Annotated in this window: 20 protein-coding genes and 1 pseudogene; 5 read left to right on the top strand and 16 right to left on the bottom strand. The window is 62.2% G+C overall.

Translation table 11 applies throughout. The features are described 5' to 3' along the window. Positions 1–298: 298 nt before the first annotated feature. From madM to pilG, 16 genes and pseudogenes are all read right to left on the bottom strand, one after another. A complete protein-coding gene (gene madM / locus PseuLF5_RS14770) occupies positions 299–1,063 on the bottom strand; it encodes a malonate transporter subunit MadM (protein ID WP_267796758.1) in 765 nt (254 codons plus the stop codon). A gap of 1 nt (position 1,064) precedes the next feature. After that, positions 1,065–1,481, bottom strand: coding sequence for a malonate transporter subunit MadL (gene madL / locus PseuLF5_RS14765; protein WP_267796756.1), 417 nt, complete (start codon positions 1,479–1,481; stop codon positions 1,065–1,067). Between the two features lie 65 nt (positions 1,482–1,546). After that, on the bottom strand, positions 1,547–2,467 hold the full coding sequence (mdcH, locus tag PseuLF5_RS14760) for a malonate decarboxylase subunit epsilon (protein ID WP_340133849.1): 921 nt from the start codon (positions 2,465–2,467) through the stop codon (positions 1,547–1,549). Further along, positions 2,464–3,084, bottom strand: coding sequence for a malonate decarboxylase holo-ACP synthase (locus PseuLF5_RS14755; protein ID WP_340133847.1), 621 nt, complete (start codon positions 3,082–3,084; stop codon positions 2,464–2,466). The genes mdcH and PseuLF5_RS14755 overlap by 4 nt, the downstream gene beginning before the upstream one ends. Further along, positions 3,078–3,863, bottom strand: a complete 786-nt coding sequence (gene mdcE, locus PseuLF5_RS14750; RefSeq protein ID WP_340133846.1) for a biotin-independent malonate decarboxylase subunit gamma — start codon at positions 3,861–3,863, stop codon at positions 3,078–3,080. Before mdcE ends, PseuLF5_RS14755 begins: the two co-directional genes overlap by 7 nt. Further along, positions 3,860–4,711 (bottom strand): biotin-independent malonate decarboxylase subunit beta, encoded by an 852-nt coding sequence (locus PseuLF5_RS14745; protein WP_340133845.1) that lies wholly within the window; start codon positions 4,709–4,711, stop codon positions 3,860–3,862. Before PseuLF5_RS14745 ends, mdcE begins: the two co-directional genes overlap by 4 nt. Further along, on the bottom strand, positions 4,704–5,003 hold the full coding sequence (locus PseuLF5_RS14740) for a malonate decarboxylase subunit delta (RefSeq protein WP_003229075.1): 300 nt from the start codon (positions 5,001–5,003) through the stop codon (positions 4,704–4,706). Before PseuLF5_RS14740 ends, PseuLF5_RS14745 begins: the two co-directional genes overlap by 8 nt. After that, positions 5,003–5,875, bottom strand: a complete 873-nt coding sequence (locus PseuLF5_RS14735; RefSeq protein ID WP_340133843.1) for a triphosphoribosyl-dephospho-CoA synthase — start codon at positions 5,873–5,875, stop codon at positions 5,003–5,005. The genes PseuLF5_RS14740 and PseuLF5_RS14735 overlap by 1 nt, the downstream gene beginning before the upstream one ends. Further along, on the bottom strand, positions 5,875–7,545 hold the full coding sequence (gene mdcA, locus PseuLF5_RS14730; RefSeq protein ID WP_038358792.1) for a malonate decarboxylase subunit alpha: 1,671 nt from the start codon (positions 7,543–7,545) through the stop codon (positions 5,875–5,877). Before mdcA ends, PseuLF5_RS14735 begins: the two co-directional genes overlap by 1 nt. A gap of 297 nt (positions 7,546–7,842) precedes the next feature. After that, positions 7,843–8,029 (bottom strand): annotated as a pseudogene (locus PseuLF5_RS14725) (DUF6124 family protein). Positions 8,030–8,562: 533 nt separating this feature from the next. Continuing rightward, complete coding sequence (locus PseuLF5_RS14720) at positions 8,563–9,033, bottom strand: chemotaxis protein CheW (RefSeq protein WP_123469524.1); 471 nt, start codon at positions 9,031–9,033, stop codon at positions 8,563–8,565. Next, the gene (locus PseuLF5_RS14715; protein WP_340133842.1) at positions 9,026–14,935 is read right to left on the bottom strand and encodes an Hpt domain-containing protein; all 5,910 of its coding nucleotides are present in this window, start codon (positions 14,933–14,935) and stop codon (positions 9,026–9,028) included. The genes PseuLF5_RS14720 and PseuLF5_RS14715 overlap by 8 nt, the downstream gene beginning before the upstream one ends. Positions 14,936–14,946: 11 nt before the next feature. Beyond that, positions 14,947–17,001 (bottom strand): methyl-accepting chemotaxis protein, encoded by a 2,055-nt coding sequence (locus PseuLF5_RS14710; protein ID WP_186747144.1) that lies wholly within the window; start codon positions 16,999–17,001, stop codon positions 14,947–14,949. Between the two features lie 260 nt (positions 17,002–17,261). Beyond that, complete coding sequence (locus PseuLF5_RS14705; protein ID WP_336347490.1) at positions 17,262–17,801, bottom strand: chemotaxis protein CheW; 540 nt, start codon at positions 17,799–17,801, stop codon at positions 17,262–17,264. Positions 17,802–17,811: 10 nt separating this feature from the next. Then, positions 17,812–18,177: a twitching motility response regulator PilH gene (gene pilH, locus PseuLF5_RS14700; protein WP_222834122.1), complete on the bottom strand. Its 366-nt coding sequence runs from the start codon at positions 18,175–18,177 to the stop codon at positions 17,812–17,814. Between the two features lie 60 nt (positions 18,178–18,237). After that, positions 18,238–18,642 carry a twitching motility response regulator PilG gene (gene pilG, locus PseuLF5_RS14695; protein ID WP_007913673.1) on the bottom strand — a complete coding sequence of 135 codons (405 nt, stop codon included), beginning with the start codon at positions 18,640–18,642 and terminating at the stop codon, positions 18,238–18,240. A 225-nt stretch (positions 18,643–18,867) separates the two neighbouring features. Between pilG and gshB the strand changes: the two genes are divergently transcribed. From gshB to pyrR, 5 genes are all read left to right on the top strand, one after another. Then, positions 18,868–19,839, top strand: coding sequence for a glutathione synthase (gshB, locus tag PseuLF5_RS14690; protein WP_267796729.1), 972 nt, complete (start codon positions 18,868–18,870; stop codon positions 19,837–19,839). A 166-nt stretch (positions 19,840–20,005) separates the two neighbouring features. Further along, entirely contained in the window at positions 20,006–20,905 is a 900-nt protein-coding gene (locus PseuLF5_RS14685) for an energy transducer TonB (protein WP_123469537.1), read from the top strand. Positions 20,906–21,146: 241 nt separating this feature from the next. Beyond that, a complete protein-coding gene (locus PseuLF5_RS14680) occupies positions 21,147–21,719 on the top strand; it encodes a YqgE/AlgH family protein (RefSeq protein ID WP_123469539.1) in 573 nt (190 codons plus the stop codon). Further along, complete coding sequence (ruvX, locus tag PseuLF5_RS14675; RefSeq protein WP_003229101.1) at positions 21,719–22,156, top strand: Holliday junction resolvase RuvX; 438 nt, start codon at positions 21,719–21,721, stop codon at positions 22,154–22,156. Before PseuLF5_RS14680 ends, ruvX begins: the two co-directional genes overlap by 1 nt. An 80-nt stretch (positions 22,157–22,236) precedes the next feature. Continuing rightward, positions 22,237–22,743 carry a bifunctional pyr operon transcriptional regulator/uracil phosphoribosyltransferase PyrR gene (gene pyrR, locus PseuLF5_RS14670; RefSeq protein WP_123469541.1) on the top strand — a complete coding sequence of 169 codons (507 nt, stop codon included), beginning with the start codon at positions 22,237–22,239 and terminating at the stop codon, positions 22,741–22,743. The last annotated feature ends 12 nt before the right edge of the window (positions 22,744–22,755 follow it).

Below are 22,755 nucleotides of genomic sequence, written 5' to 3'. Positions count from 1 at the left end.
TATTACAATCGGATCAGGCTACACAGTCACAACGGTTATCGAACTCCGGTAGACATGGAAGCCCTGGCGGCATGAAAAGGGATAAAACCCTATAACTGTGTCCAGGAACGTTTGACCAGATCAGACCAGATCAGTCAGTCCCCTCTCCCTCAAGGGGTAGAGGGGGAAAGGGAGCAGATCGGGGACTTTTCAAGGCCTGCGTTCGACTCAGGCATTTCAGGTCGGTGGATAACGCGAAAACAACTCGGTCGGTTCCCTCTCCCTCCGGGAGAGGGCTAGGGTGAGGGGCTTTTGATTTTCAGCCCACAATCCCGCGAACAATAAAGAACAACAACGAAGGCCCCAACAAACACCCAAGCCCAGTGTGGAACGTAGCCGTCAACGCCCCATAAGGCACCAACCGCCGATCCGTCGCCGCCAGCCCCGCCGTCACGCCACTCACGGTCCCGGCCAAGCCACCAAATACCATCGCCGAACGCGGGTTATCCAGGCCCATCCAGCGCGCCGCGACCGGCGTGCCGACCATCACCAGAATCGCCTTGATCAACCCGGTGGCAATCGACAGCGCCATCACATCCGAGGTCGCGCCAATCGCCGCACCGGTCACCGGCCCGACGATGTAGGTCACCGCGCCCGCGCCGATGGTAGTCATACTCACCGCGTCGCGATAACCGAACGCCCAGGCCATGCACGCGCCGACAATGAACGGCAGGATCGTGCCCAGCAGCAGCGCAATCACACCAATCATCCCGGCCTTCTTCGCCTCGGTCGCCTGCACTTCAAACGCCGTGGCCACAATCGCAAAGTCACGCAGCATCGCCCCGCCCATCAGTCCGATGCCAGAGAACAACGTCAGATCCGCCAGGCCCTTCTGCCCGCCGGTCATGGTGCCGCCGACCCAAGCCAATACCAGTCCAATGACGATGGCAATCGCCGAGCCGTGAATGCGTCCGAACGTCAGGCGCTTGGACAGAATCACCGACACCCACATGATCACGCCGACAAAAGCGAATGCAGTGACCAGCCCATTGTGTTCCAGGCCTTTCTCGATGAGATCCCACATATCAGCGGCCTCCTACTGGCGTGCCGACCGGGGTAACTTCCGCCGGTTCATCAGGCAATGGCTCGCCCTTATGCGTGCGACTGATCAAGGCAATCGTGCAACCACAAACCACCACCGAACCAATCGCCGCCAGCACCGCCACCGGGCCGCCGTGCAGCGCGGTGACGACGTTCTGTTGCGCGGCCATCGCCACCACCACTGGAATGTACATGGCGCCCCAGAAGCCGACGCCCATCTCGCATTCCTTGGTCATGCCGCCGCGTTTCTGCATCCACAACCGCGCGCAGATCAACAGGATCATGGCGATGCCGACCCCGCCGACATTGGATTTGACGCCCAACAACACGCCGAGCATGTCACCCATGATCACCCCTGCCAGCGTACAGATCGCCAGCAGCGCCACACCGTAAATAATCATTGTTGTAGTCCTCAAAGTGCATCGTCGAATGTTGTTTTTGTTGTTCGAAGCTTGAGTCGGCGGTTTTAGAGTTGGCGGCCACCCTCCTCTCGCAACAGCGCCTGCAAGGTGTCGAGACGAGCACTGTCGAAGGCAGTGACCGTGCCCTGCTCGAACACCCGGCGCGCCAGCCCGGTCAGCACCGCACCGGGCGGCAGTTCGATTTGTAAACGCACGCCGCGCTCGTAGGCGCTTTGTACGGTGCCGCGCCAATCCACCACGCGGCACATGTTGAAAGCGAGGTCGTCACGCAGGGCATCAGGCTTGATCACCGGACGCGCGCGACTGCCACTCAGGTAAGCGATTTTCGGGTTCTTCAATTCAACTTTGGCAAAGGCCTCGGCGAGGGTTTGTGCAGGTGCCTCCAGCAGCGGACAGTGCGACGGCACGCTCACTGCCAAACGTTTTGCCAGACCAGCGCCACGACTGCGCGCCAGTTCGGCCACCGCTTGCATGGCCTCGTCACTGCCGGCAATCACCACCTGGTTATCGGCATTGATGTTGGCCAGGTACACCGGTGAATCCTCACTGTGCGCCTGCGCCAACAGCGTTTCGACTGTGGATAATTGCAGGCCGATGATCGCGGTCATGCCATAGCCCTGTGGATAAGCTTGCTGCATCAACTCACCGCGCAGGCTGACCAAGTGCAACGCATCGCTGAAGCTCAAGGCTCCAGCGACCACCGCTGCCGGGTAGGCGCCGATGGACAGGCCGGCGACGTAATCCGCCGTGAGTCCGTCCTGCAACAACTGCCGCGATGCTGCAACGCCGGCGATCAGCAGGCACAGCTGAACCGCCCTTGTGGTACGCAACGCGGCGCTGGAATCGAGCAGCAAAACATCCTCACCGAGCACATCGCTGGCCTCGGCCAGCGTTTCCCGAGGCAATCGCTGCAGCATGCCCGCTTGCTGCGCGCCCTGGCCGGGGAACACCAGCAAGCTGCTCAAGCTGCCTGCTCCTGCGGGTTCCACGGATCAGTCACCAGACAGGCCTGATGCTGGCTTTTCAGCAGCACACGTACCGATCCGCTGGCCCATTCGCGCAAGGCGACTGCACCGAACGGCGTTTGCAATTGCAGGTCGATCCGGCACGCAGCCTGATCGAAAAGCTCCACGAATTTGCGGGCCTGATTACGCGTGATTAACTGCGGCGTACGCAAAATCAGATCGAGATCACTGGCCGCGTGCATCGCTTTAAAACCGCTGGCCAATTCAAACCCGACGCTGCCGCTGATTCCCCAGACCCAACCGCAATCATCGAGCATTGGCCGCAGTTGCTGGAGTGCCTGCATCACCGGCAAATCACGCTCGCACTCAACATGACAAAGCGCCTCAGGGCTGACCCGACAAGCAATCGACTCGACAGGCATGAAAGCCGCCAACCGCTGCTCGCGCAACACACCGCGCACGCCCACCGCGACGCAACCTTCAGCGCTCAAGGCGCGTCGCACCACCACCGGTTGCCCGGCCGCCAGCGACTCAACCGCCCACTGCGGCGCATCCGCCGGCAACTGCGCCGGGCTCATGCCCCACAGCAGGTCGTGGGCCAGAGGCGTGTTCACCACTGCGCCCTCAGCAGTTCGCGTACACGGCTGGAAGCAGCACGATTTTTTGCGCCGAGACGGTTGCTCAAGTCAGTGCTGGAGATATCGCCGATGGCTTGCTTCAGGCATTCGTTCACCCGTACCAGATCCTCAACGGTCGGCTGTTCAATCTGCTGCACTGACAGGGTTTCCCAGAGCAGTCCGAGACTCGCATAGCTGTCGATGTCATACGCCATTGGCGGCACGCTGGCGGCCAGCGCTTCCAGTTCCTCGACACTGCGCAAGGTCACCCGCGCCGCCGAGGCTTTGCCCATCGCATGCACCATCACCCCGGGATCGCGCAGGGCAATCAAACGATTGGCCTGATAACCATGAGCAAGAAACGCCCCGGACATCGCCTTGCCCACCAGCAGCGCAATCACCGGATGCCCGGCCAACCGCGCACGGGCATAACTGTCCGCCGCACCGGCCAGCGCTTGATGAATGCCGAGGGCTTCTTCGCGACGACCGTAAGCCTGGCTCGGCACATCGACGATGGCGATGATCGGGCGTTTCTGTGTTTTGTCGCGGTCGGCAGTGATCGCGTCATCCACAGCCTTGGCCAGACCCCAGCCTTCGAGCAAACCGACCTCGCCGTTGCGAGCACGTGGATAACGGTTGTCCGGGTCAGCGACCACGGCGATAAACCGTCCGAGTTCGCCATCCGCCACCTTCAACGAGGCCGGCAGCCCTTCAACCACCACAACACCCGCACTCAAGGCGTTGAACCAGTTCAAACCGCGCAGTGAATAACCGCTCATGAGCGCTCTCCTTGATACAGATCGCGAACCACCGACGGCTCGATTTGCTTGTCAGTGTTCAGGCTCGTCAGACGTTGCAGAAACCATTCGGCACGTTGGCTGCGCGGCTGCTTCGGCAAACCCTGCTGAAGCAATTGGCCAACCTGCTGCCGAATCTGTGCCACATCATCGGCGACATAACGATCCACCAAGCCGCTGGCGAAACGCTGCTCGCCACCGGTCAGGCTCCAGATGAAGGGCCGGTCGCGGGAGTCGTATTCTTCGATCCCGGCTTCCTGCTCGATCACTTGCGGGCCGTTCAAACCGAGACGCGCTTCCTGGGTCACCAACAGATAGCTGCACAGCGCAGCGGCAATCGACATGCCGCCGAAACAACCGACGCTGCCCGCCACCACACCGACCACCGGTTGGTACTGCTGCAAATCGACAATCGCCGCATGAATATCAGCAATCGCCGCCAGCCCGAGGTTGGCTTCCTGCAAACGCACACCACCGGTTTCCAGCAGCAACACCGCGCGCGTCGGGATGCCTTTACGGTTGTCTTCAGCCGCCAGTTCCAGCGCGCCGGCGATCTTCGCCCCGCCGACTTCGCCGAGGCTGCCGCCCTGGAACGCGCCTTCGATGGCAGCGATCACCACCGGCAACCCGTCGAGGTTGCCCTTGGCGATTACCACGCCGTCATCGGCCTGCGGCACCACACCCTGGCGTTCGAGCCACGGCGACATGACGCGTTGAAACGGGTCGAGCAATTCGCGGAAGGTTCCGGCATCGAGCAAGGCTTGCGCCCGTTGCCGCGCACCGAGTTCGACAAAGCTGTGTTTGTGCAACAGCGCTGCGCTGTCAGTCATGGCCGATCTCCTCGAAACCTTGTTCCAGACGCAAGCGCACCACCCCCGGCGTCGCGCCGAAATCGTGGATGTCGATGGCCATCGCCGGTGGTGTAGTGCCGTCGAACATCCGCGCAAACAGATGCTGCCAACGCTGCTGCGCACCGTTGACCGAAGTCTGCACGTTGATCGTCAGTTTGCCGGCCAGCCCCGGTTCGATCAGCACTTCCAGATCACCCGAGCCGACACAACCGACCAGCGCGCGCCCGCGTGGCGGCTGCCCGGCGGGGAATTCAAAGGATAAGGTTTCCATCAAAACGCTCCCTGAAGGATGCCGTTGCGCTCGATTCGGTCGAGCAGCAGCGTGGCGGCGAGCAAGTCGGCGGCGCCACCGGGCGAGGCATTCAATGCGATGAGTTGTTGATCCAGTTCATGCAAGCGGCGGCGACCGCTGAGGCTGGCGCTGCCACCGGCGTCGAGCACCGCTTGCGCGCCCTGCTGCATGGCGTGCAGCCCCTCTTCGCCAGCGCGATAGAGCACGCAGGTGTCGGCCAGGTCAGTCATGATTGCGAGCAAGGCGTCGAGCCGGGCGTTCTGTTCGCCGTGGCCGTTGCCGCGGCTGCGTTTGAGTTGTGGCAGGCCGCGTTGCAGCACGGACGGGAAGCCGAGTTGCGCTTCCTCACGGGCGCCGCGTGCGCCGTAACGCAGGGCGACTTGGGCGCCGTGGCTGAGTGGGCGCGGTGCGTAGCGGTCGTCGAGTAATGCCAGACGTGCGGCGCGTAGGGTTACGGCATTGGCGCTGCTGGATTTCGCGTCCAGTGCAGCTGCTGTGACGATCAGGCCCAAGGCCCAGATCGCCCCGCGATGGGTGTTCACACCATTGGTGGTGGCGAGCATCGCTTGCTCGCCTTCGCGACCGATGCGGCCGATCGCTTCGCGCAACGTTGAATCGACTTCGCCGATCTCGACCGCCGCTTCAGCCATTTCCTTGAACGCCGGCCACAACGACAGCGCCGAAGCGTGCATCAGGCCCAAGTGCAAATCGGTATGCGCGCCGTTACCACGACGGTCGACCAGCGCCGGTTTCGGCGACAGATCGGCTTCGTCGATCAACGCGTCCACCGCCAGATCGGCCAGGCGTTCGCTCAGGCTGAGCGGTTTCGCTTGCAGGTTAAATGCGTGCATTACCAGCTCCTGAACTTGGCGGGCGGGTTGTACAAGCCACCGGACCACTCGACCAGATCGGCCACGCTTTTCGCCGCCAGCAGTTCGCGGGTGGCGTCGGTGCGGCGGATGCCGAGGTCTTCGGGCAAGGCGATCAGGCCTTCGCGGCGCATGCGTTCGGTGTCTTTCGGGTTGTGGCGCAGGCCGATGGCGGTGACGCCCGCGACCGCTGCGATCATCGCCTGACGCTCTTCCAGCGAGCGCGCCTTGTACAGGTAGGCGATGCCCTCTTCGGTGAGCAGGTGGGTGACGTCATCGCCGTAAATCATGATCGGCGCCAGCGGCATCCCGCTTTTCTTCGCCACCTCCACGGCGTCGAGGGTTTCGACGAAGGTCGGTTTGCCGCCCTCCTGGAAGGTTTCGACCATTTGCACCACGAGTTTCTTGCCGCGTTCGAGCATCGGTTGCTGCGCATCGTCGTGGCGCATATCGAGCCACGCCGGGGTGCCGTGACGCCGGCCGCGTGGGTCGTGGCCCATGTTCGGCGCACCGCCGAAACCGGCGAGGCGACCACGGGTCACGGTCGAGGAATGGCCGTCGCCATCGACCTGCAAGGTCGCGCCGATAAACAGATCCACCGCGTACTGCCCGGCCAATTGGCAGAACATCCGGTTGGAACGCAGCGAGCCGTCGCGCCCGGTGAAGAACACGTCGGGCCGTGCGGCGATGTAGTTTTCCATGCCCAGTTCGGTGCCGAAGCAATGCACGCTTTCGACCCAGCCACTTTCGATCGCCGGGATCAGCGTCGGGTGCGGGTTGAGCGTCCAGTTGCGACAGATCTTGCCCTTGAGGCCGAGGGATTCGCCGTAGGTGGGCAGGATCAGTTCAATGGCGGCAGTGTTGAAACCGATGCCGTGGTTGAGCGACTGCACGTTGTGTTTTTCGTAGATGCCACGGATCGCCATCATCGCCATCAACACGTGCACCGGTTTGATGTGCCGTGGGTCGCGGGTGAACAGCGGTTCGATGTAGAACGGCTTGTCGGCGACCACGACGAAATCGACCCATGACGCGGGAATGTCTACGCGCGGCAGCTCGCTGACGTCATCGACCAACTGGTTGACCTGGACGATGACGATGCCGTCGCTGAACGCGGCCGGTTCGATCAGTGCCGGGGTGTCTTCGGTGCTCGGGCCGGTGTAGATGTTGCCGGCGCGGTCAGCCATGAACCCGGCCGAGAGCACGACGTTGGGAATCAGGTCCACCACCAGCCGCGCATAGAGTTCGATGTAGGTGTGAATCGCGCCGACTTCCAGCAGGCCGTCTTCGAGCAACTGGCTGATGCGCAGGCTCTGGGTGCCGGCAAAGGAGAAGTCGAGCTTGCGGGCGATGCCGCGTTCGAACAGGTCGAGGTGCTCGGAGCGACCGACGCTGGGCATGATCATGTGCAGGTCGTGGAGCTTTTCCGGGTCAGCCTTGGCCAGCGAACGGGAAAGGAAATCCGCCTGCTTCTGGTTGTTGCCCTCCAGCACCACGCGGTCGCCGGGATGGATCAGCGCTTCGAGCGCGGCGACGATCTTGTCGGTGGGCAACACCACACCGTCGGCCAGCCCGCGCACCTTGTCGAGACGCCGCTGCTTCTCGTCACGCCGCCGCGTCCAGCGCGAGTCGGGGGAAATTGTTGTTGTCATGCTCACTCCACGGGGTTCGCTGTCGTGGAGCTAAGGTAGGCGTGTGGGGTGGGGGCATCAATCAAGCGCGGTGGTGAATCGTTACGCTCAGGGTAATGATCAAGAGCGCCCTCACCCTAGCCCTCTCCCGGAGGGAGAGGGGACCTACCGAAGTGTCTTGCGCCATACACCGACCTGCCCCACCGAGTCGATTATGGATTCACAGCAGTATTTTCATGTCGGCGTAACTTGTGAGCATCCTGCGGTCGGCCCCCTCTCCCTCCGGGAGAGGGCTGGGGTGAGGGGCGGGCTTTTTCGCTATTCCGTCGGCACCAACTTATCCAACACCCGATTCACAGCCATCTCCGCCACCATCACCACCTGCGCAATACCCTGCACAGTCTTGCGGTGCGTACCTTCCACCATTGCCGCGTGGTTATTGAGCAGGGGATTCGTAGGGGGATGCCGGGTCGGTGGGCGGCGGGTTAGGCGTTACTTTGAACATGGGGATGAACCTCTATCAGGCCTCACCATCCCGCTGCTAAACGGTAGGGTGGCGGCTATGCGCAAGTTAGCAGACCGGTCAAACCCCAACCCGGCGCACCCGAAGGTGCCATGCGCACAGCCACCATCAAGCGCAGGCGAATGCCTGACTGGATGAGACTTGTACAACCGAGGTAAGGAAGAAGCCGGGCTGCTAAACCCGATCACTGGGAATCAGTGACGGAATCAAGTTACGCAGCCTGCCCAAGGCGCACAAGCCGGCGGATTCTGGTGCATGCGTAGGCAGCGGCGCAAGGATTTGTAGGCCAGTGAGCCGTAACACCTGGTGTCTTTAAACAGATGGGCTGAAGGGTGTTTATTACACTGCAGAAATTGAGGATTTGCCTGTAAGAGTTTGCTGATGCAACTGGCCCCATCGCTGGCAAGCCAGCTCCCACAGGGTTTTGTGTGGTTCACAGAATTCGAATACAACTCGGACACTGTGGGAGCTGGCTTGCCAGCGATGAGGCCAGTCAGAGCAACACGAATTCTGGATCAATGGACCAGCCCCGCCTCCACCAACAACTGCTCCAGCCCCAACAAATCAGGCACCTTCGCCACTTGGTCCCCGACCTGCACCGCCGCCTGTTCCAGCGCACACAACGGCACATCGACATAACTCAACTGACTGTCGAGCTTGTACGAACGCGGAATCCCCTGCACCAGCAGCGCAATGAACTTCAGCTCCGGCAACCCGCCCAGCGCATTCAAAATCACGATCCGCGCCCGCTCGCCAATGACGATTTTCTGCCCGCACGCCGATTCAAAACTCAGCAGCGGAATCTGCCGCTCACGCCACGTAACCTTGCCGAGATACCACGGCGGCGTATCCAGATCGAAGGCGCTGGCCTGGTAGTCGATCAGCTCGGCCACGGCGACGTTGGGCAGGATCAGGTTGCGGTCGGCCAGTGGCAGCAGCAGGCCGGTGAGTTGGCTGGTGCGCGCGTTGTGGCGGCGCTCATGCATGTTTCTTGCTCCAGTGGGCAATGCTTTCGAGCAGCACCGATTCCTGGTACGGCTTGCCGAGGTAGTCGTTGACGCCGATGGCCATCGCGCGGTCGCGGTGTTTCTGCCCGGTGCGCGAGGTAATCATGATGATCGGCAGGTGTTGCAGGCGTTCATCGTTGCGCACTTGGGTGGCGACTTCGAAGCCGTCCATGCGCGGCATTTCGATGTCGAGCAGCATCAGGTCGGGCATGTGTTCTTCGAGCAACAGCATCGCGTCGACCCCGTCCTTGGCGGTCAGCACATTCATGCCGTGACGTTCGAGCAAACGGCTGGTGACCTTGCGCACGGTCACCGAGTCGTCGACCACCAGCACCAGCAGCGGCTTTTGCGGCTCGCTGTCGATGTCCACATGGGCCGGACGCTGCGCAACCCGCGCCTGCATCGCGCGGATCGGCGCCAGCAAATCGAGAATCAGCACCACCCGGCCATCGCCGAGAATCGTCGCCCCGGACACGCCCTGCACCGCGCCGAACTGCGGACCGAGGCTCTTGACCACGATCTCGCGGGTACCGGCCATCGCGTCGACCTGCACCGCGATGTGCCGGTCGTTGCACTGCACCAGCAGCACCGGCAATGGCAGGCTCTGGCCGAGCAGTTTCGGGCGTGGCGCAGTTTTCAGCAGTTCGCCCAGATAGCACAACTCATAGCGCTGGCCGCCGTAGTGGTAGCTCGGCGGGTCGTTACGGAAGTGCCCTTCCAGATCATTCGGCAGGACGCGGACGATGCCTTCGATGGTGTTCAGCGGAATCGCGTATTGATCCTCGCCGCACTGCACCATCAGCGCGCGGTTGACCGACACGGTGAACGGCAGGCGAATGCGGAAATGCACGCCCTGCCCCGGCACCGAGTCGATGCTCATGGTGCCGCCGAGCTGACGCACCTCTTCGTGGACCACGTCCATGCCGACGCCGCGCCCGGAAATCTGCGTGATCTTTTCAGCGGTGGAGAAACCCGGCTGGAGGATGAACTGCAATACATCGCGGTCGCTGATTTCGGCATCCGGCGCCAGCAAACCGCGCTTGATCGCCTTGCGCCGCACCGCTTCCAGCGGCACCCCGGCGCCGTCGTCGCGGATATCGAAAACGATGTCGCCGCCCTCACGGGACAAGTCCAGGCTGATCGTACCCTGTGCCGGTTTGCCCGCCGCCAGCCGCACTTCGGCAGACTCCAGACCGTGATCGACGGCGTTGCGCAGCATGTGCTCCAGCGGCGCGGCCATGCGTTCCAGCACGTTGCGGTCCATCTCGCCCTCGGCGTTGTCGATGATGAACGCGACATCCTTGTTCAGCTCTTCGGCGACCTGCCGCACGATGCGTTTGAGGCGCGGCAGCATGCGTTCGAACGGCACCATGCGCGTGCGCATCAGGCCTTCCTGCAATTCGGTATTGATCCGCCCCTGTTGCTGCAACAGGTTCTCGGCGTCGTGGTTGCGGCGGTCGAGGGTTTCCTTGAGGTCGAGCAGGTCGGAAGCGGATTCGAACAGCGCCCGCGACAGTTGCTGCAACTGCGAGTGGCGATCCATTTCCAGCGGGTCGAATTCTTCGTAACCGAGATGGTCGGCATCGACTTGCTGACGGCTGAGAATCCGTCCCTGGGTTTCAGTATCGAGCCGGCGCAATTGATCGCGCATGCGCTCGATGGTGGTTTCCATCTCGTTCAGTGCGGTTTGCGCATCGCTGACCTGTTGCTCGATACGCCCACGGAAAATCGAGGTTTCTCCGGCCAGATTGACCAACTCGTCGAGCAGTTCGGCGGAGACCTTGACCATGTCCGCACCGGCATCGGCAGCCGGTGGCGCCGGCTCGCTCTTGGCGGGCAGCGGCAATACCGGCGGGGTTTCGACCGTCGCCGGATGGCTGAAATTCTGGATCGCGCTGATCAGCCGATCGACCGGCGGGCACGGTTGCCCGGCGCGCACCCCATCGAGCATTTGCGCCAGGCGGTCATGCCCGCGCTGGACCAGTGCGAACAGTTCCGCCGACGGCTGCAACGCCCCGGTGGAAAGGCTTTCGTAAAGGTATTCCAGCTCATGGGCGAGGTCGCCGATCGGACCGATCTCGACCATCCGTGCACCGCCCTTGAGGGTGTGCAGATCGCGCAGCAGGGTTTCCACTTCCTGGCGATTGCCCGGTTCGGCCTGCCAGCGCAGCAACGCCGCGCCAGAGTTTTCAATGATGTCGAAACCTTCTTCGAGGAAGATTTCCAGCAGCTCCGGATCGTGTGCGGCGCTGTCATGATCCGCCGTCGGTAACGGCGCTTCGCCCAGCGGTTGCCCCTGACGCAGCTCGCGAATCGCGCCGATCAGTTCCTGCGCCGGGCTCAGCGGCTGATGGCTTTGCAACTGGTCAAGCAGCAACGCCAACTGCGCGTGGCTCTTGAGGAGTAACTGGCCCAAAGCGTCGCTGTGGCTGTAGCGGCGATCCACCAGACCTTCGTAAAGACTTTCCAGCTCCTGGGCCAGATCTGCGATGGCCGCCACTTCGGCCATGCGCGCGCCGCCCTTGAGGGTGTGCAGGTCGCGCTGCAATGAGGACAGCGGTGCGGCGTTGTCCGGGTCGTTGAGCCAGCGGTGCAAGGCTTGTCCGGCGCTGTCGAGAATGTCGACGGCCTCTTCGAGGAAGATCTCGACGATCTCGTCGTCGCCCTCGAACGATCTCGCCGACTGCTGCAACTCTGCGGTGGCGCTGCCCAGTTCACGAATGCTCAGGGTACGGCTGCCATCGCTGCGGATCAGGCCCATCGACGACGGATCAAGGCTCTCGTCGAGCAACTCGTGCAGGGCGCGAATGCGCGCAGGCTGCGGCGTGACTTCCTGGCCGGCGGCCAGTTCGTCGAGCATGTTGATCAGCGCTTCGTGGGCGTTCTGCGCTTCTTCAAAAAACCGCTCGCTGACCGCCAGGCTGCTTTCTTCCACCGCGCCATAGAGGTCGAGCAAGGCTTCGCACAACACGTCCACCGGCAGCAGATCAGCCAGGTGCGCGCCTTCGCCGAGGGTGGTCAGTTCATCCAGCAAGGCACTGAGTTCCTGGCGCTCGCCGGGATGTTGTTGCCAGCGCTGCAAGAGGTTTTCGGCGTCGAGCAGGATGTCCATGCCCTGGGCGAGGAAGTTGTTGATCAATTGCGGATCGCGCTTGATCCGCAGGCTGGTGTTCGGCGTCTGGAGGATCGCTTCCAGACGCTCGCCGAGCAGCGTTTCAATGCGCTTGATCAACGACTGTGCACCGACGATCGGCGCCAGCGGATCGTGCTTGAGCTGGCGCAGACCGACGCGGAACAAACCTTCGGCCTCAAGCAGCAATTCCACTTCATCGAGATCGAGCGGCAACTGATGCGCCTTGAACTCGCGGGCCAGTTGATCCAGCGGCGCGGCCAGTTCGGCAATCGGCAACACCCCGGCCATCGACGCGCTGCCCTTGAGCGTATGCAAGGCGCGCTGCAGTTCATCGCTGGCCGGCAGCGGCACATGTTCGGCGGCCTGATCGAGGTAACGGTTGAGACTGGCCAGATGGGTTTCCGCCTCGTTGCGGAAGATCTCCAGCAACAGCGGATCAAGGGCCGCGACATCATTCACGTCTTCAGCGGCCAGCGGTTCGTCCCCTTTGGCCAGCGCATGGGCGCGGGCGGCGAGCTGATCGACGTCGCTGCGTTGACGCTGCCGGTGAGTGGCGAATTCACTGATCAATTCCGGGAGCAACAACACCGTGTCGGTGAGCAGTTGCGGCACCACCGCACCGGGCTCGACGCTTTGTTCCAGCACACGGTTGAGCAGGTTCTCCACCGCCCAGGCCAGTTCACCCAGCACCAGCGCACGGACCATGCGCCCGCTGCCCTTGAGGGTGTGGAAGGCCCGGCGCAGTTCAGTCAGGGCCGCACGGTCCTGCGGATTGGCCGACCAGCGCGGCAGGTATTCGTGGAGGACTTCGAGGACTTCGTCGGTCTCCTCGAGGAACACTTCGCGCAGCTCGTCGTCGACCGGTTCTTCGTCAGCCGGTGGCGGCATCAGGCTGCCGGGGGTGGTCAGGGCCGGCGGGTTGACCGCCGACACCGGGCTGGCCAGCACCTCGGCCAGCGACTGCACGATATCGGGGTCGTCCAGCACTTGCAGGTCTTGCATCACCAACGCTTCGCTGGGGCTGAGCACGTCATCGAGCACTGGCACCTGCTGTGCGCCGGGCTCTTCGTCAGGAAAGTAGCCCAGGCTGGCCAGGCTCTTCTGCGCGACATCCAGCAGTTGTTCGCTCGCGGCCTGCGGGTCGTCGCTCAAACGTTCGAGGTAGTACTCGAGGCTGGTGATCACGTCGGCGAGGTTGTCCAGTTGCTGCCAGCCCGGCTCGTGGGGATCAAGCAGTAAATGCTCGCGGATAAAGCCATTGCAGGCCTCGACCAGACTGGCCGCCCGGCTCAGCGGAATCATCGCCAGCGCGCCGCGCACCTGGGTCAGCAATTCCGGCAACGCTTGCAGGTGCTGGCGATCCCAGTCGGCGTCGATGTAGTCGACGATCATGTCCTTGGCCTGTTGCAGGCAGATGCGCGCTTCCTTGATCACGATCTGGTGGATCTGCGTCAGGTCGGTGGTCGGCAGGCGCGCCTCTTCGGGGCTTTCCGTTTCCACGGTGCCGACCATCCCGGCCAGATTCGCCTCGACGTAGAGCAGCGCGCCGGCGACGTCCATCAGCGTGGCGTCGTTCGGTTCGCGCTGGCCTTGAGCGAGGCTGAGGACCACCGCCAGTTGATCAATGATGACCTTGCGCGGCTGGCCAAAACCGAGCACCGCCAGGGTGTCGGCAATCTGCCGCAGCGGCGCCAGCAGGCTGTCCAGATCAGAGGTGTGCTGACGGTCGCTGCGCACGAACAGGTCGAGGCGCTCCTTGACCCGCACCAGCTCTTCGCACAGCGCCGCCAGCACCGAGCGCATCGCATCGCGGTCGGGGCCGGCCAGGCGCGCACGTTCTTCGTCGACCATCGCGCTGTCGGGCAACGCGTCGTCCAGGGAGTAGCGATCTTTCATGGTCAGCATCTGCCCGGTGGGATGTTCGGCTTTGGCAATATAGAACAGCAGGCTTTTGAGCAGCTCCGCAGGGGGCGGCTGGTTAAGGCCGCGCATGCCCTGCTCGAGCAGGCGCTTGAGTTCCTTATCGGCGTCCTTGAACAGGCTGCGCAGCGCCGGGCTGTTGGCGATCGCGCCTTCGCGCATGCCTTCGACCAGCGCCGAGGCCACTTGCCACAACGGGCTCAAGGGCGCATCGCCGCTCATGGCTTCGAGACGCTGGAAGACTTTCGCCAGGTACTCCAGATGCGTCTGGTCATCCTGCTCGCGCAACAGACCGACCAGGGCCATTTGCAGCATCTGGCGCAACTTGCGCAGCACATTTGGCAGTTCTGCCGGCTCCAGCAGCGCCAGCGCTTGCGCGCTGAGGGGTGGCAGCTGCGGCAGTTGCGGGCTGAACAGGCTGGTTTCCGAGAGCAGGCTTTCGCCGCGAGCGCTGCGCAGGTCGTTGATCAGCGGCAGCACCACCAGCGGCAAATCGCGGCGGGCACCCTGCACGCGGTCGAGGTAGATCGGCAATTGCCCAAGGGCTTGCAGCAGCAGGTGCAGGGCTTCGTCGCGGTGGCTGACGCGCTCGTGCTGCAAGGCTTCGACCAGATGTTCCATCTCTTCGGCGAGCAAGGCTGCGCCATAGAACTCGACCATCTGCAGACTGCCGTGGACCTGATGGATGTAATCCAGGCACTCGTCCAGCCCGGGAAAGGCCTGCGGATCCTCAAGCACGGCTTCAATTGCCTGATGCGCCTGTTTCAGCGTTTCGGCAATTTCGCCCTTGACCCATTCGAGGGCCACATAGTCGTGCCGGTCACCCATAACCACTCCACTCACGCCTTGTCCGTCGCGGACGCCGACGGCAAGGTGAAACCGGATACCGAACGGCGCAGCTGGCTGGCCATTTTCGCCAGGTTGCCGATGCTCTCGGCGGTGGCGGTGGAGCCGGACGAAGTCTGCGAGGTGATCTGCTGGATCACGTTCATCGTCAGGGAAATCTGTCCGGCCGACGAAGTCTGCTGCTGCGCCGCGTTGGAAATGCTCTGGATCAGCGCCGCGAGGGTCTTCGATACGCCTTCGATTTCTTCCAGGGCCACCCCGGCATCCTGCGCCAGACGCGCGCCGCGCACCACCTCGGTGGTGGTCTGCTCCATGGAAATCACCGCTTCGTTGGTGTCGGTCTGGATCGCCCGCACCAGGGTTTCGATCTGCCGGGTGGCAGCAGACGAGCGCTCGGCCAGGCGCTGCACTTCATCGGCGACCACGGCGAAACCACGCCCGGCATCCCCGGCCAGCGACGCCTGAATCGCCGCGTTGAGCGCAAGGATGTTGGTCTGGTCGGCAATGTCGTCGATCAGGCTGACGATGTCGCCGATCTCCTGCGACGACTCGCCGAGGCGCTTGATGCGCTTGGCGGTGTCCTGAATCTGTTCGCGGATGTTGTCCATGCCGTGGATGGTGTTGTGCACCACCTCGTTGCCCTTGTTGGCGATTTCCACCGAGCGCTCGGCCACGGCCGAGGACTCGGCAGCGTTGGCCGACACCTGATCAATCGACTCGGCCATGTCGCTGATCGCGGTCGAGGCTTCGGAAATCTGCTGCGCCTGATGTTCCGAGGCCTGGGCCAGGTGCATCGCGGTGGCCTGGGTTTCCTGCACGGCGGCGGCGACCTGGCCGGCGGTGAGGTTGATGGTCGCCACCAGGTCACGCAGTTGGTCGACCGAATAGTTGATCGAGTCAGCGATGGTGCCGGTGAAGTCTTCGGTCACCGAGGCGGTCACGGTGAGGTCGCCATCGGCAAGGTCTTCGATTTCGTCGAGCAGGCGCATGATCGCGTTCTGGTTGCGCTCGTTCTTCTCGGCGGTTTCACGCAACTGGCGGTTGGTCTCGCGGACCATCACCAGACCGATGAGGATGATCGAGGCCAGCGCCAGCAAACCGAGGACGTAGCCACCGATGGTGTCGGTGTTGCGCCCGCCGGCAAGGTTTTCGAAGCGAGTGGCCAGGTGCGAGGCTTCGTCGAGCAGGGTTTGCGAGAGGCTGAAGATGTTGCTCGCCGATTCGCGAACCTTGAACAGCTCGGGCGAGGTTTCGAGGATTTCATCCACGGAGCCGGAGACGAACTGGAACAGCTCGGAAATTTCGCTCAGGCGTGCGCGGGCATCGCGGTCTTCGACCTGGCTGATTTTCAGTGCCGGGTTGCCTTGCAGCATGCCGTTGAGCACCTGGCCAAAACGGGTGGCGTCGCGACCAAAGGCGTCGGCGGCCTGTTGCGAGTTTTCGTCGCCGGCCAGTACGGTGTTGACCGCGCCGAGGATCCGTTCAGCGAGCAGCGATTGGCGCTGGGCCATCGCCACTTGCGCCGCCGGAGCACCGCGCTGCAGGAGGATCTCGACGACTTTTTCGTATTCGATCTGCAACTGCGGCACGGTTTCGGCCAGGGTCGCGGCGACCTGATGCAGCGACAGCACAGTCTGCTCGCTGGAGAGAATCGCGTCGGTGTTTTTCAGCAGGCGTTCCCAATCCAGCTGCACGGCGCGCATTTCCGGGCGCACGGTGGCCGGGGCCGGTGGCAGGCCGGTGGCCGGGTCGCCTTTCTTCAGGTAACCCCAGCGCTGGGCGAAATCGTTGCGCGCATCGCTCAGCAACTTGAACGCGGCAGCCTTGCCGGCGGCGGCTTCAGTGGCGTTCTTGGCGATGCGTTGCGACAGCACGCGCAATTCACCGGCGTGGCCGATGTACTGTTTGTCGTAGTTGGCCTGGGTGTTGAGGTACGCGAAGTTGGCGAACAGCAGCATGATGAACACGATCAGTGCGATGAACAGCACGATGATCTGCGAGCGACTGCGCGATCCTTCCGCCGACTTGTCTGTTTTTGCTTTTGTCATCGGTCCTCGCCTAATTTGAAACTCACCGAAGCACCTGTAGAAGCTAGCCTTGTGAAGTGGAGCTTTTGTGGCGAGGGGATTTATCCCCGATGGGTCGCGCAGCGGCCCCAAGATTCGAGCTGTATCAAATACATCTCGAATGCAGCCTTTGGGTCGGCTTCGCCAACCATCGGGGATAAATCCCCTCGCCACAGGTTTCCCTTGCCACAGAATCACACCATTACATGGCCCATTCCCACATGGGTTCTCTGTTGTTTCGACTAAATTGCGACGCTCATGAATACCGGGGATTTAGCCAGTGCAAACAGGCTGAACACCCGCCAGTTCTGCTCGCGCCGGAAATAGCCTTTGACGAACTCGGCCTTGGAACCCTGGCGCTTGCTGATCGAAATCGGTTCGAAGCTGTCCTGCTCGAAATGCTGCAGGCCGATGACTTCGTCGACCATCAGCCCGGCAAACACATCGCCATGCTCGACCACCAATACCCGCCGCTGTTTACGCAATGGCGACAGCTCGTGCCCGAAAAAACCGCACAGGTCCATGATCGGCAGCAAGCGCCCACGCAGGTTAGCCACCCCTTTGACCCACGGCTTGACCCCGGGCAATTGAGTGAAGCGCGGCTCGTGCAGCACTTCGCTGACTTCGCCCATCGGCGCCACATACCAATGCTCGCCAAGGCGAAAGCCGATACCGCTCCAGCGATCCTCGCGCGCGGCCTGCGACGGCAAGTCCGCCGCCAGCAAGCGGCAGCGCTGGTCGATCTGCCAGAGCAGTTCGAACGCAGTCAGCGATTCGCTCATGGTTGCGCGATCAGCCTTTGAGCACGTTGTTCAGGGTCTTGATCAGGGTGTCTTCGTCGACCGGTTTGGTCAGGTAATCCTTGGCGCCCTGACGGGTGCCCCAGACCTTGTCGGTTTCCTGATCCTTGGTGGTGATGATGATCACCGGGATGTGGCCGGTGTCCGGGTCCTTGGTCAATTGCCGGGTCGCCTGAAAACCGTTGAGGCCGGGCATGACGATGTCCATCAGCACTGCATCGGGTTTTTCCTGACGGGCCAGCGCGACACCGTCGGCGCCGTTTTCGGCTTTCAGTACTTCGTGGCCGTGCTTTTCGAGCATGCCGGTCAGTTTGTACATTTCAGTCGGCGAATCATCGACGATCAGGATACGTGCCATGGTTTTCCCCATTTTTCTTGTTGACGCCCGGCCCGCTGGCCGAGCATCACTGTACGTGTCTTACTGCGGCAAAACGGCGGCGAAGCCCGGAACATGGGCCTGAATCGCGTTAAGCAGTTCTTCCTTGCTGAAAGGCTTGGTCAAAAATTGATCGGAACCGACAATCCGCCCCTTGGCCTTGTCGAACAGCCCGTCGCGCGACGACAGCATGATCACCGGCGTGGCCTTGAATGCGCTGTTGTTCTTGATTAAAGCGCAGGTCTGATAACCATCCAGACGCGGCATCATGATGTCGACAAAAATGATTCCGGGATGGTTGTCCGCGATTTTCGCCAGCGCGTCGAAACCATCAATCGCCGTGATCACTTCGCAACCCACATTTTTCAACAATGTTTCGGCGGTGCGACGAATCGTTTTCGAGTCGTCGATCACCATGACCTTCAAGGCGCTGGACTGCTGTTCCATAAGAGGGCTCTACCGTCGCCTTTGCGAATCAAATTGTCCGTTTTGCTATCAGTGATGGCTGGAAACCCTTGATGTTCAAGGGCCAGCGCTGCATGCCAGCCTTTTTAGCACAGTCTCCAGATGCAATCTATCGACGGGTTTTTCCTTGACCGAAAACCCGCCCGGAGCCACTCTGGCGGCACTTTTTCAATACCGATCCGGTAGCCAATTTTCGAGGAAAACCCAATGAGCGTTCGCGTCGGGATTGTCATGGACCCTATCGCCAGCATCTCCTATAAAAAGGATAGCTCGCTGGCCATGCTGCTGGCCGCGCAAAAACGTGGCTGGGAACTGTTCTACATGGAGCAGCGCGACCTGTATCAGGCCGAAGGCCAGGCGCGGGCGCGCATGAAGCCGCTGAAAGTCTTCGCCAACCCGGAAAAATGGTTCGAACTGGACGCCGAGCAGGACAACCTGCTGAGCGACCTGGACGTGATCCTGATGCGCAAGGATCCGCCGTTCGACATGGAATTCGTCTACTCCACCTACCTGCTCGAACAGGCCGAAACGGCGGGCGTGCTGGTGGTGAACAAGCCGCAAAGCCTGCGCGACTGCAATGAAAAGCTGTTCGCCACGCTGTTCCCGCAGTGCACGCCGCCGACCATCGTCAGCCGTCGCGCCGACGTGCTGCGTGAATTCGCCGCCAAACACGGCGACGTGATCCTCAAGCCGCTGGACGGCATGGGCGGCACCTCGATCTTCCGCCACCGCGCGGGCGATCCGAACCTGTCGGTGATTCTGGAAACCCTTACCGCCCTCGGTGGCCAGCAGATCATGGGCCAGGCCTACCTGCCGGCGATCAAGGACGGCGACAAGCGCATCCTGATGATCGACGGCGAGCCGGTGGATTACTGCCTGGCGCGGATTCCGGCCCAGGGCGAAACCCGTGGCAACCTCGCCGCCGGTGGTCGTGGTGAAGCGCGACCGCTGACCGACAAGGATCGCTGGATCGCCGCGCAAGTCGGCCCGACCCTGCGCGAGAAAGGCCTGCTGTTCGTCGGTCTGGACGTGATTGGCGAGCACCTGACCGAAATCAACGTCACCAGCCCGACCTGCATCCGCGAAATCGACAACGCCTTCGGCACCGACATCGGCGGCATGCTGATGGATGCGATCGAAAAGCAGCTGCAAGCCTCGAGCCGCAAGCAGCAAGCCTGACGGCCAGCTACAAGCCGCAAGCCATGAGCTACAAGCTTTTACTTGCAGCTTGCCGCTCGAAACTTGCAGCTGCCCTTATGTCGCTTGCCGCTTGAAGCTTGCAGCTAAAAACCAACATTGCGTTATCATGCCGAGCCCGTAAAAACGCGATGTTGGTTTTTCTGTCATGACCCTCCCGTCCGATCTGCCCGCAGAACTCGCCCACCGTGGCGTGCGCCCGGCCGATCGCCTCGGATTTACCCTGTTTCTCGCGGCGCTGATTCATTTGGCGCTGCTGCTCGGCGTCGGCTTCACCATGGTCGAGCCCAAGCAAATCAGCAAAACTCTGGAAATCACCCTCGCCACCTTCAAGAGCGACACCAAGCCGAAGAAGGCCGATTTCCTCGCCCAGGAAAACCAGGAAGGCAGCGGCACGCTGGACAAAAAGGCGATCCCCAAGACCACCGAGGTCGCGCCGTTCCAGGACAATCAGGTCAAGAAAGTCACCCCGCCTCCGGCCGCCAAGCCGGAAGTCCGTGAAGCCGCGCCCAAGGCTGCCGTGACCACGGTCGCGCCGAAACAGCAAAAGGCGCCGACCAAGAAAGAAGAAACCAAGACCGAGACCAAACCGGCGGTCGACGCACCGACGTTCGATAGCTCGCAGCTGTCCAGCGACATCGCCAGCCTCGAAGCGGAACTGGCCAAGGAACAACAGCTGTACGCCAAACGCCCGCGCATTCACCGTTTGAGCGCCGCCTCGACCATGCGCGACAAGGGCGCCTGGTACAAGGATGACTGGCGCAAGAAGGTCGAGCGGATCGGCAACCTCAATTACCCGGAAGAAGCCCGGCGCAAGCAGATCTACGGCAACCTGCGCCTGATGGTCTCGATCAACCGCGACGGCTCGCTGTATGAAGTGCTGGTGCTCGAATCCTCCGGCCAGCCATTGCTGGATCAGGCGGCCCAGCGCATCGTCCGGCTGGCCGCACCGTTTGCACCGTTTACCGGTGATCTGTCGGATATCGACCGACTGGAAATCATCCGCACCTGGAAATTCGCCCGGGGCGACAAACTCTCGAGCAACTGAATATTCCTGTAGCGATGAGATTCATTGTGGCGAGGGGATTTATCCCCGTTCGGCTGCGCAGCAGTCGCAAAACCATCATTCACGGAGTGTCAGGCAGACCGTATCAATGGATTCAGGGCCGCTTCGCGCCTCAACGGGGATAAATCCCCTCGCCACAAATGCCATGTTCCGACAAGGGGTCTGTGTTGTTGTCAGCATCTCCAGCTTGTCAGTTCGCCCCCCGAACGCCACACTATCGCTCATGAAAAACGTCAGCCCCAGCTACCTCAAGCATCACTTCCTGATCGCCATGCCACACATGGCCGACCCGAACTTTGCCCACACCTTGACCTACATCGTCGAGCACACGGCCAATGGCGCCATGGGGCTGGTGGTCAATCGACCGCAAGAGCTGAATCTGGCTGACATCCTCGAACAACTGCGCCCGGACATCGAGCCGCCAGCACTCTGCCAGCACGTACCGATCTTCATCGGCGGCCCGGTGCAGACTGATCGTGGTTTTGTCCTGCACCCGGCCGGCCAGATGTTCCAGGCCACCGCGCAACTGGACGGCGATCTGGCGCTCTCCACTTCACAGGACGTGCTGTTTGCCATCGCGGACGGTGCAGGCCCGGCGAAAAGCCTGATCGCCCTCGGTTACGCGGGTTGGGAAGCCGGGCAACTGGAGGCCGAACTGGCCGACAACGCCTGGCTGACCTGCCCGTACGATGCCGACATCCTGTTCAACACCAGCAGCGAACTGCGTCTGGAAGCGGCGGCACGGCACCTGGGGATCAACCTCAGTCTGCTGACCAGCCAGGCAGGCCACGCCTAATGGCCCTGCGTCTGATTCTCGGCTTCGACTACGGCACCAAACAGATAGGCGTTGCAGTCGGCCAGGTGATTACCGGCCAGGCCCGCGAGCTGTGCACCCTGAAAGCGCAGAACGGCGTTCCGGACTGGAACCAGGTCGAAGCGCTGTTCAAGGAATGGAAACCCGACGCCGTGGTGGTTGGCCTGCCGCTGAACATGGACGGCACGCCCAGCGAAATGTGCCTGCGCGCCGAGAAATTCGCCCGACGTCTCAACGGCCGCTTCAATGTGCCCTTCTATACCCACGACGAACGCCTGACCACCTTTGAGGCCAAAGGCGAGCGACTGGTACGTGGCGGGCAGAAAGGCAGTTACCGCGACAACCCGGTGGACGCCATCGCCGCCGCTCTGCTGTTGCAGGGCTGGCTCGATGAAAACACTGCATTGTTTGAATCCTGACAAGCGCTTCGGCGCTTTTCTTTTGAGCTACGACCCGAGCCGCGTCCAAGGACCCGGCTCGACCCCAAGAAGGAGCAACCATGAGCCTGCCAAATCCCGCCGATCTGATCAGCCAGATGGCGACCCGCCTCAAGGCGCACCTTGCCCAGCGTGAGATCAGCGAACCGCGTTACATCGGCATCCGCACCGGCGGTATCTGGGTCGCGCAGGCCCTGCTCAAGGAATTGGGCAGCGATGCGCCACTGGGCACGCTGGATGTTTCCTTCTACCGCGACGACTTCAGCCAGAACGGCCTGCACCCGCAAGTGCGCCCCTCGGCCCTGCCCTTCGAGATCGAAGGCCAGCACCTGGTGCTGATCGACGACGTGCTGATGAGCGGCCGCACCATCCGCGCTGCGATGAACGAACTGTTCGACTATGGCCGCCCGGCCAGCGTGACCCTGGTCTGCCTGCTCGACCTGGACGCCGGCGAGCTGCCGATCCGCCCGAACGTGGTCGGCGCGACCCTGTCGCTGGCCGCCCACGAGCGGGTCAAGCTGTCCGGCCCCGAGCCGCTGACGCTCGAACTGCAAGACCTGAACCCTTAATCCGCCCTATTG

The organism is Pseudomonas sp. LF-5, from assembly GCF_037626295.1.
Taxonomy (GTDB): Bacteria; Pseudomonadota; Gammaproteobacteria; order Pseudomonadales; family Pseudomonadaceae; genus Aquipseudomonas; species Aquipseudomonas monsensis.
This window is presented reverse-complemented; position numbering and strand designations above follow the sequence as displayed.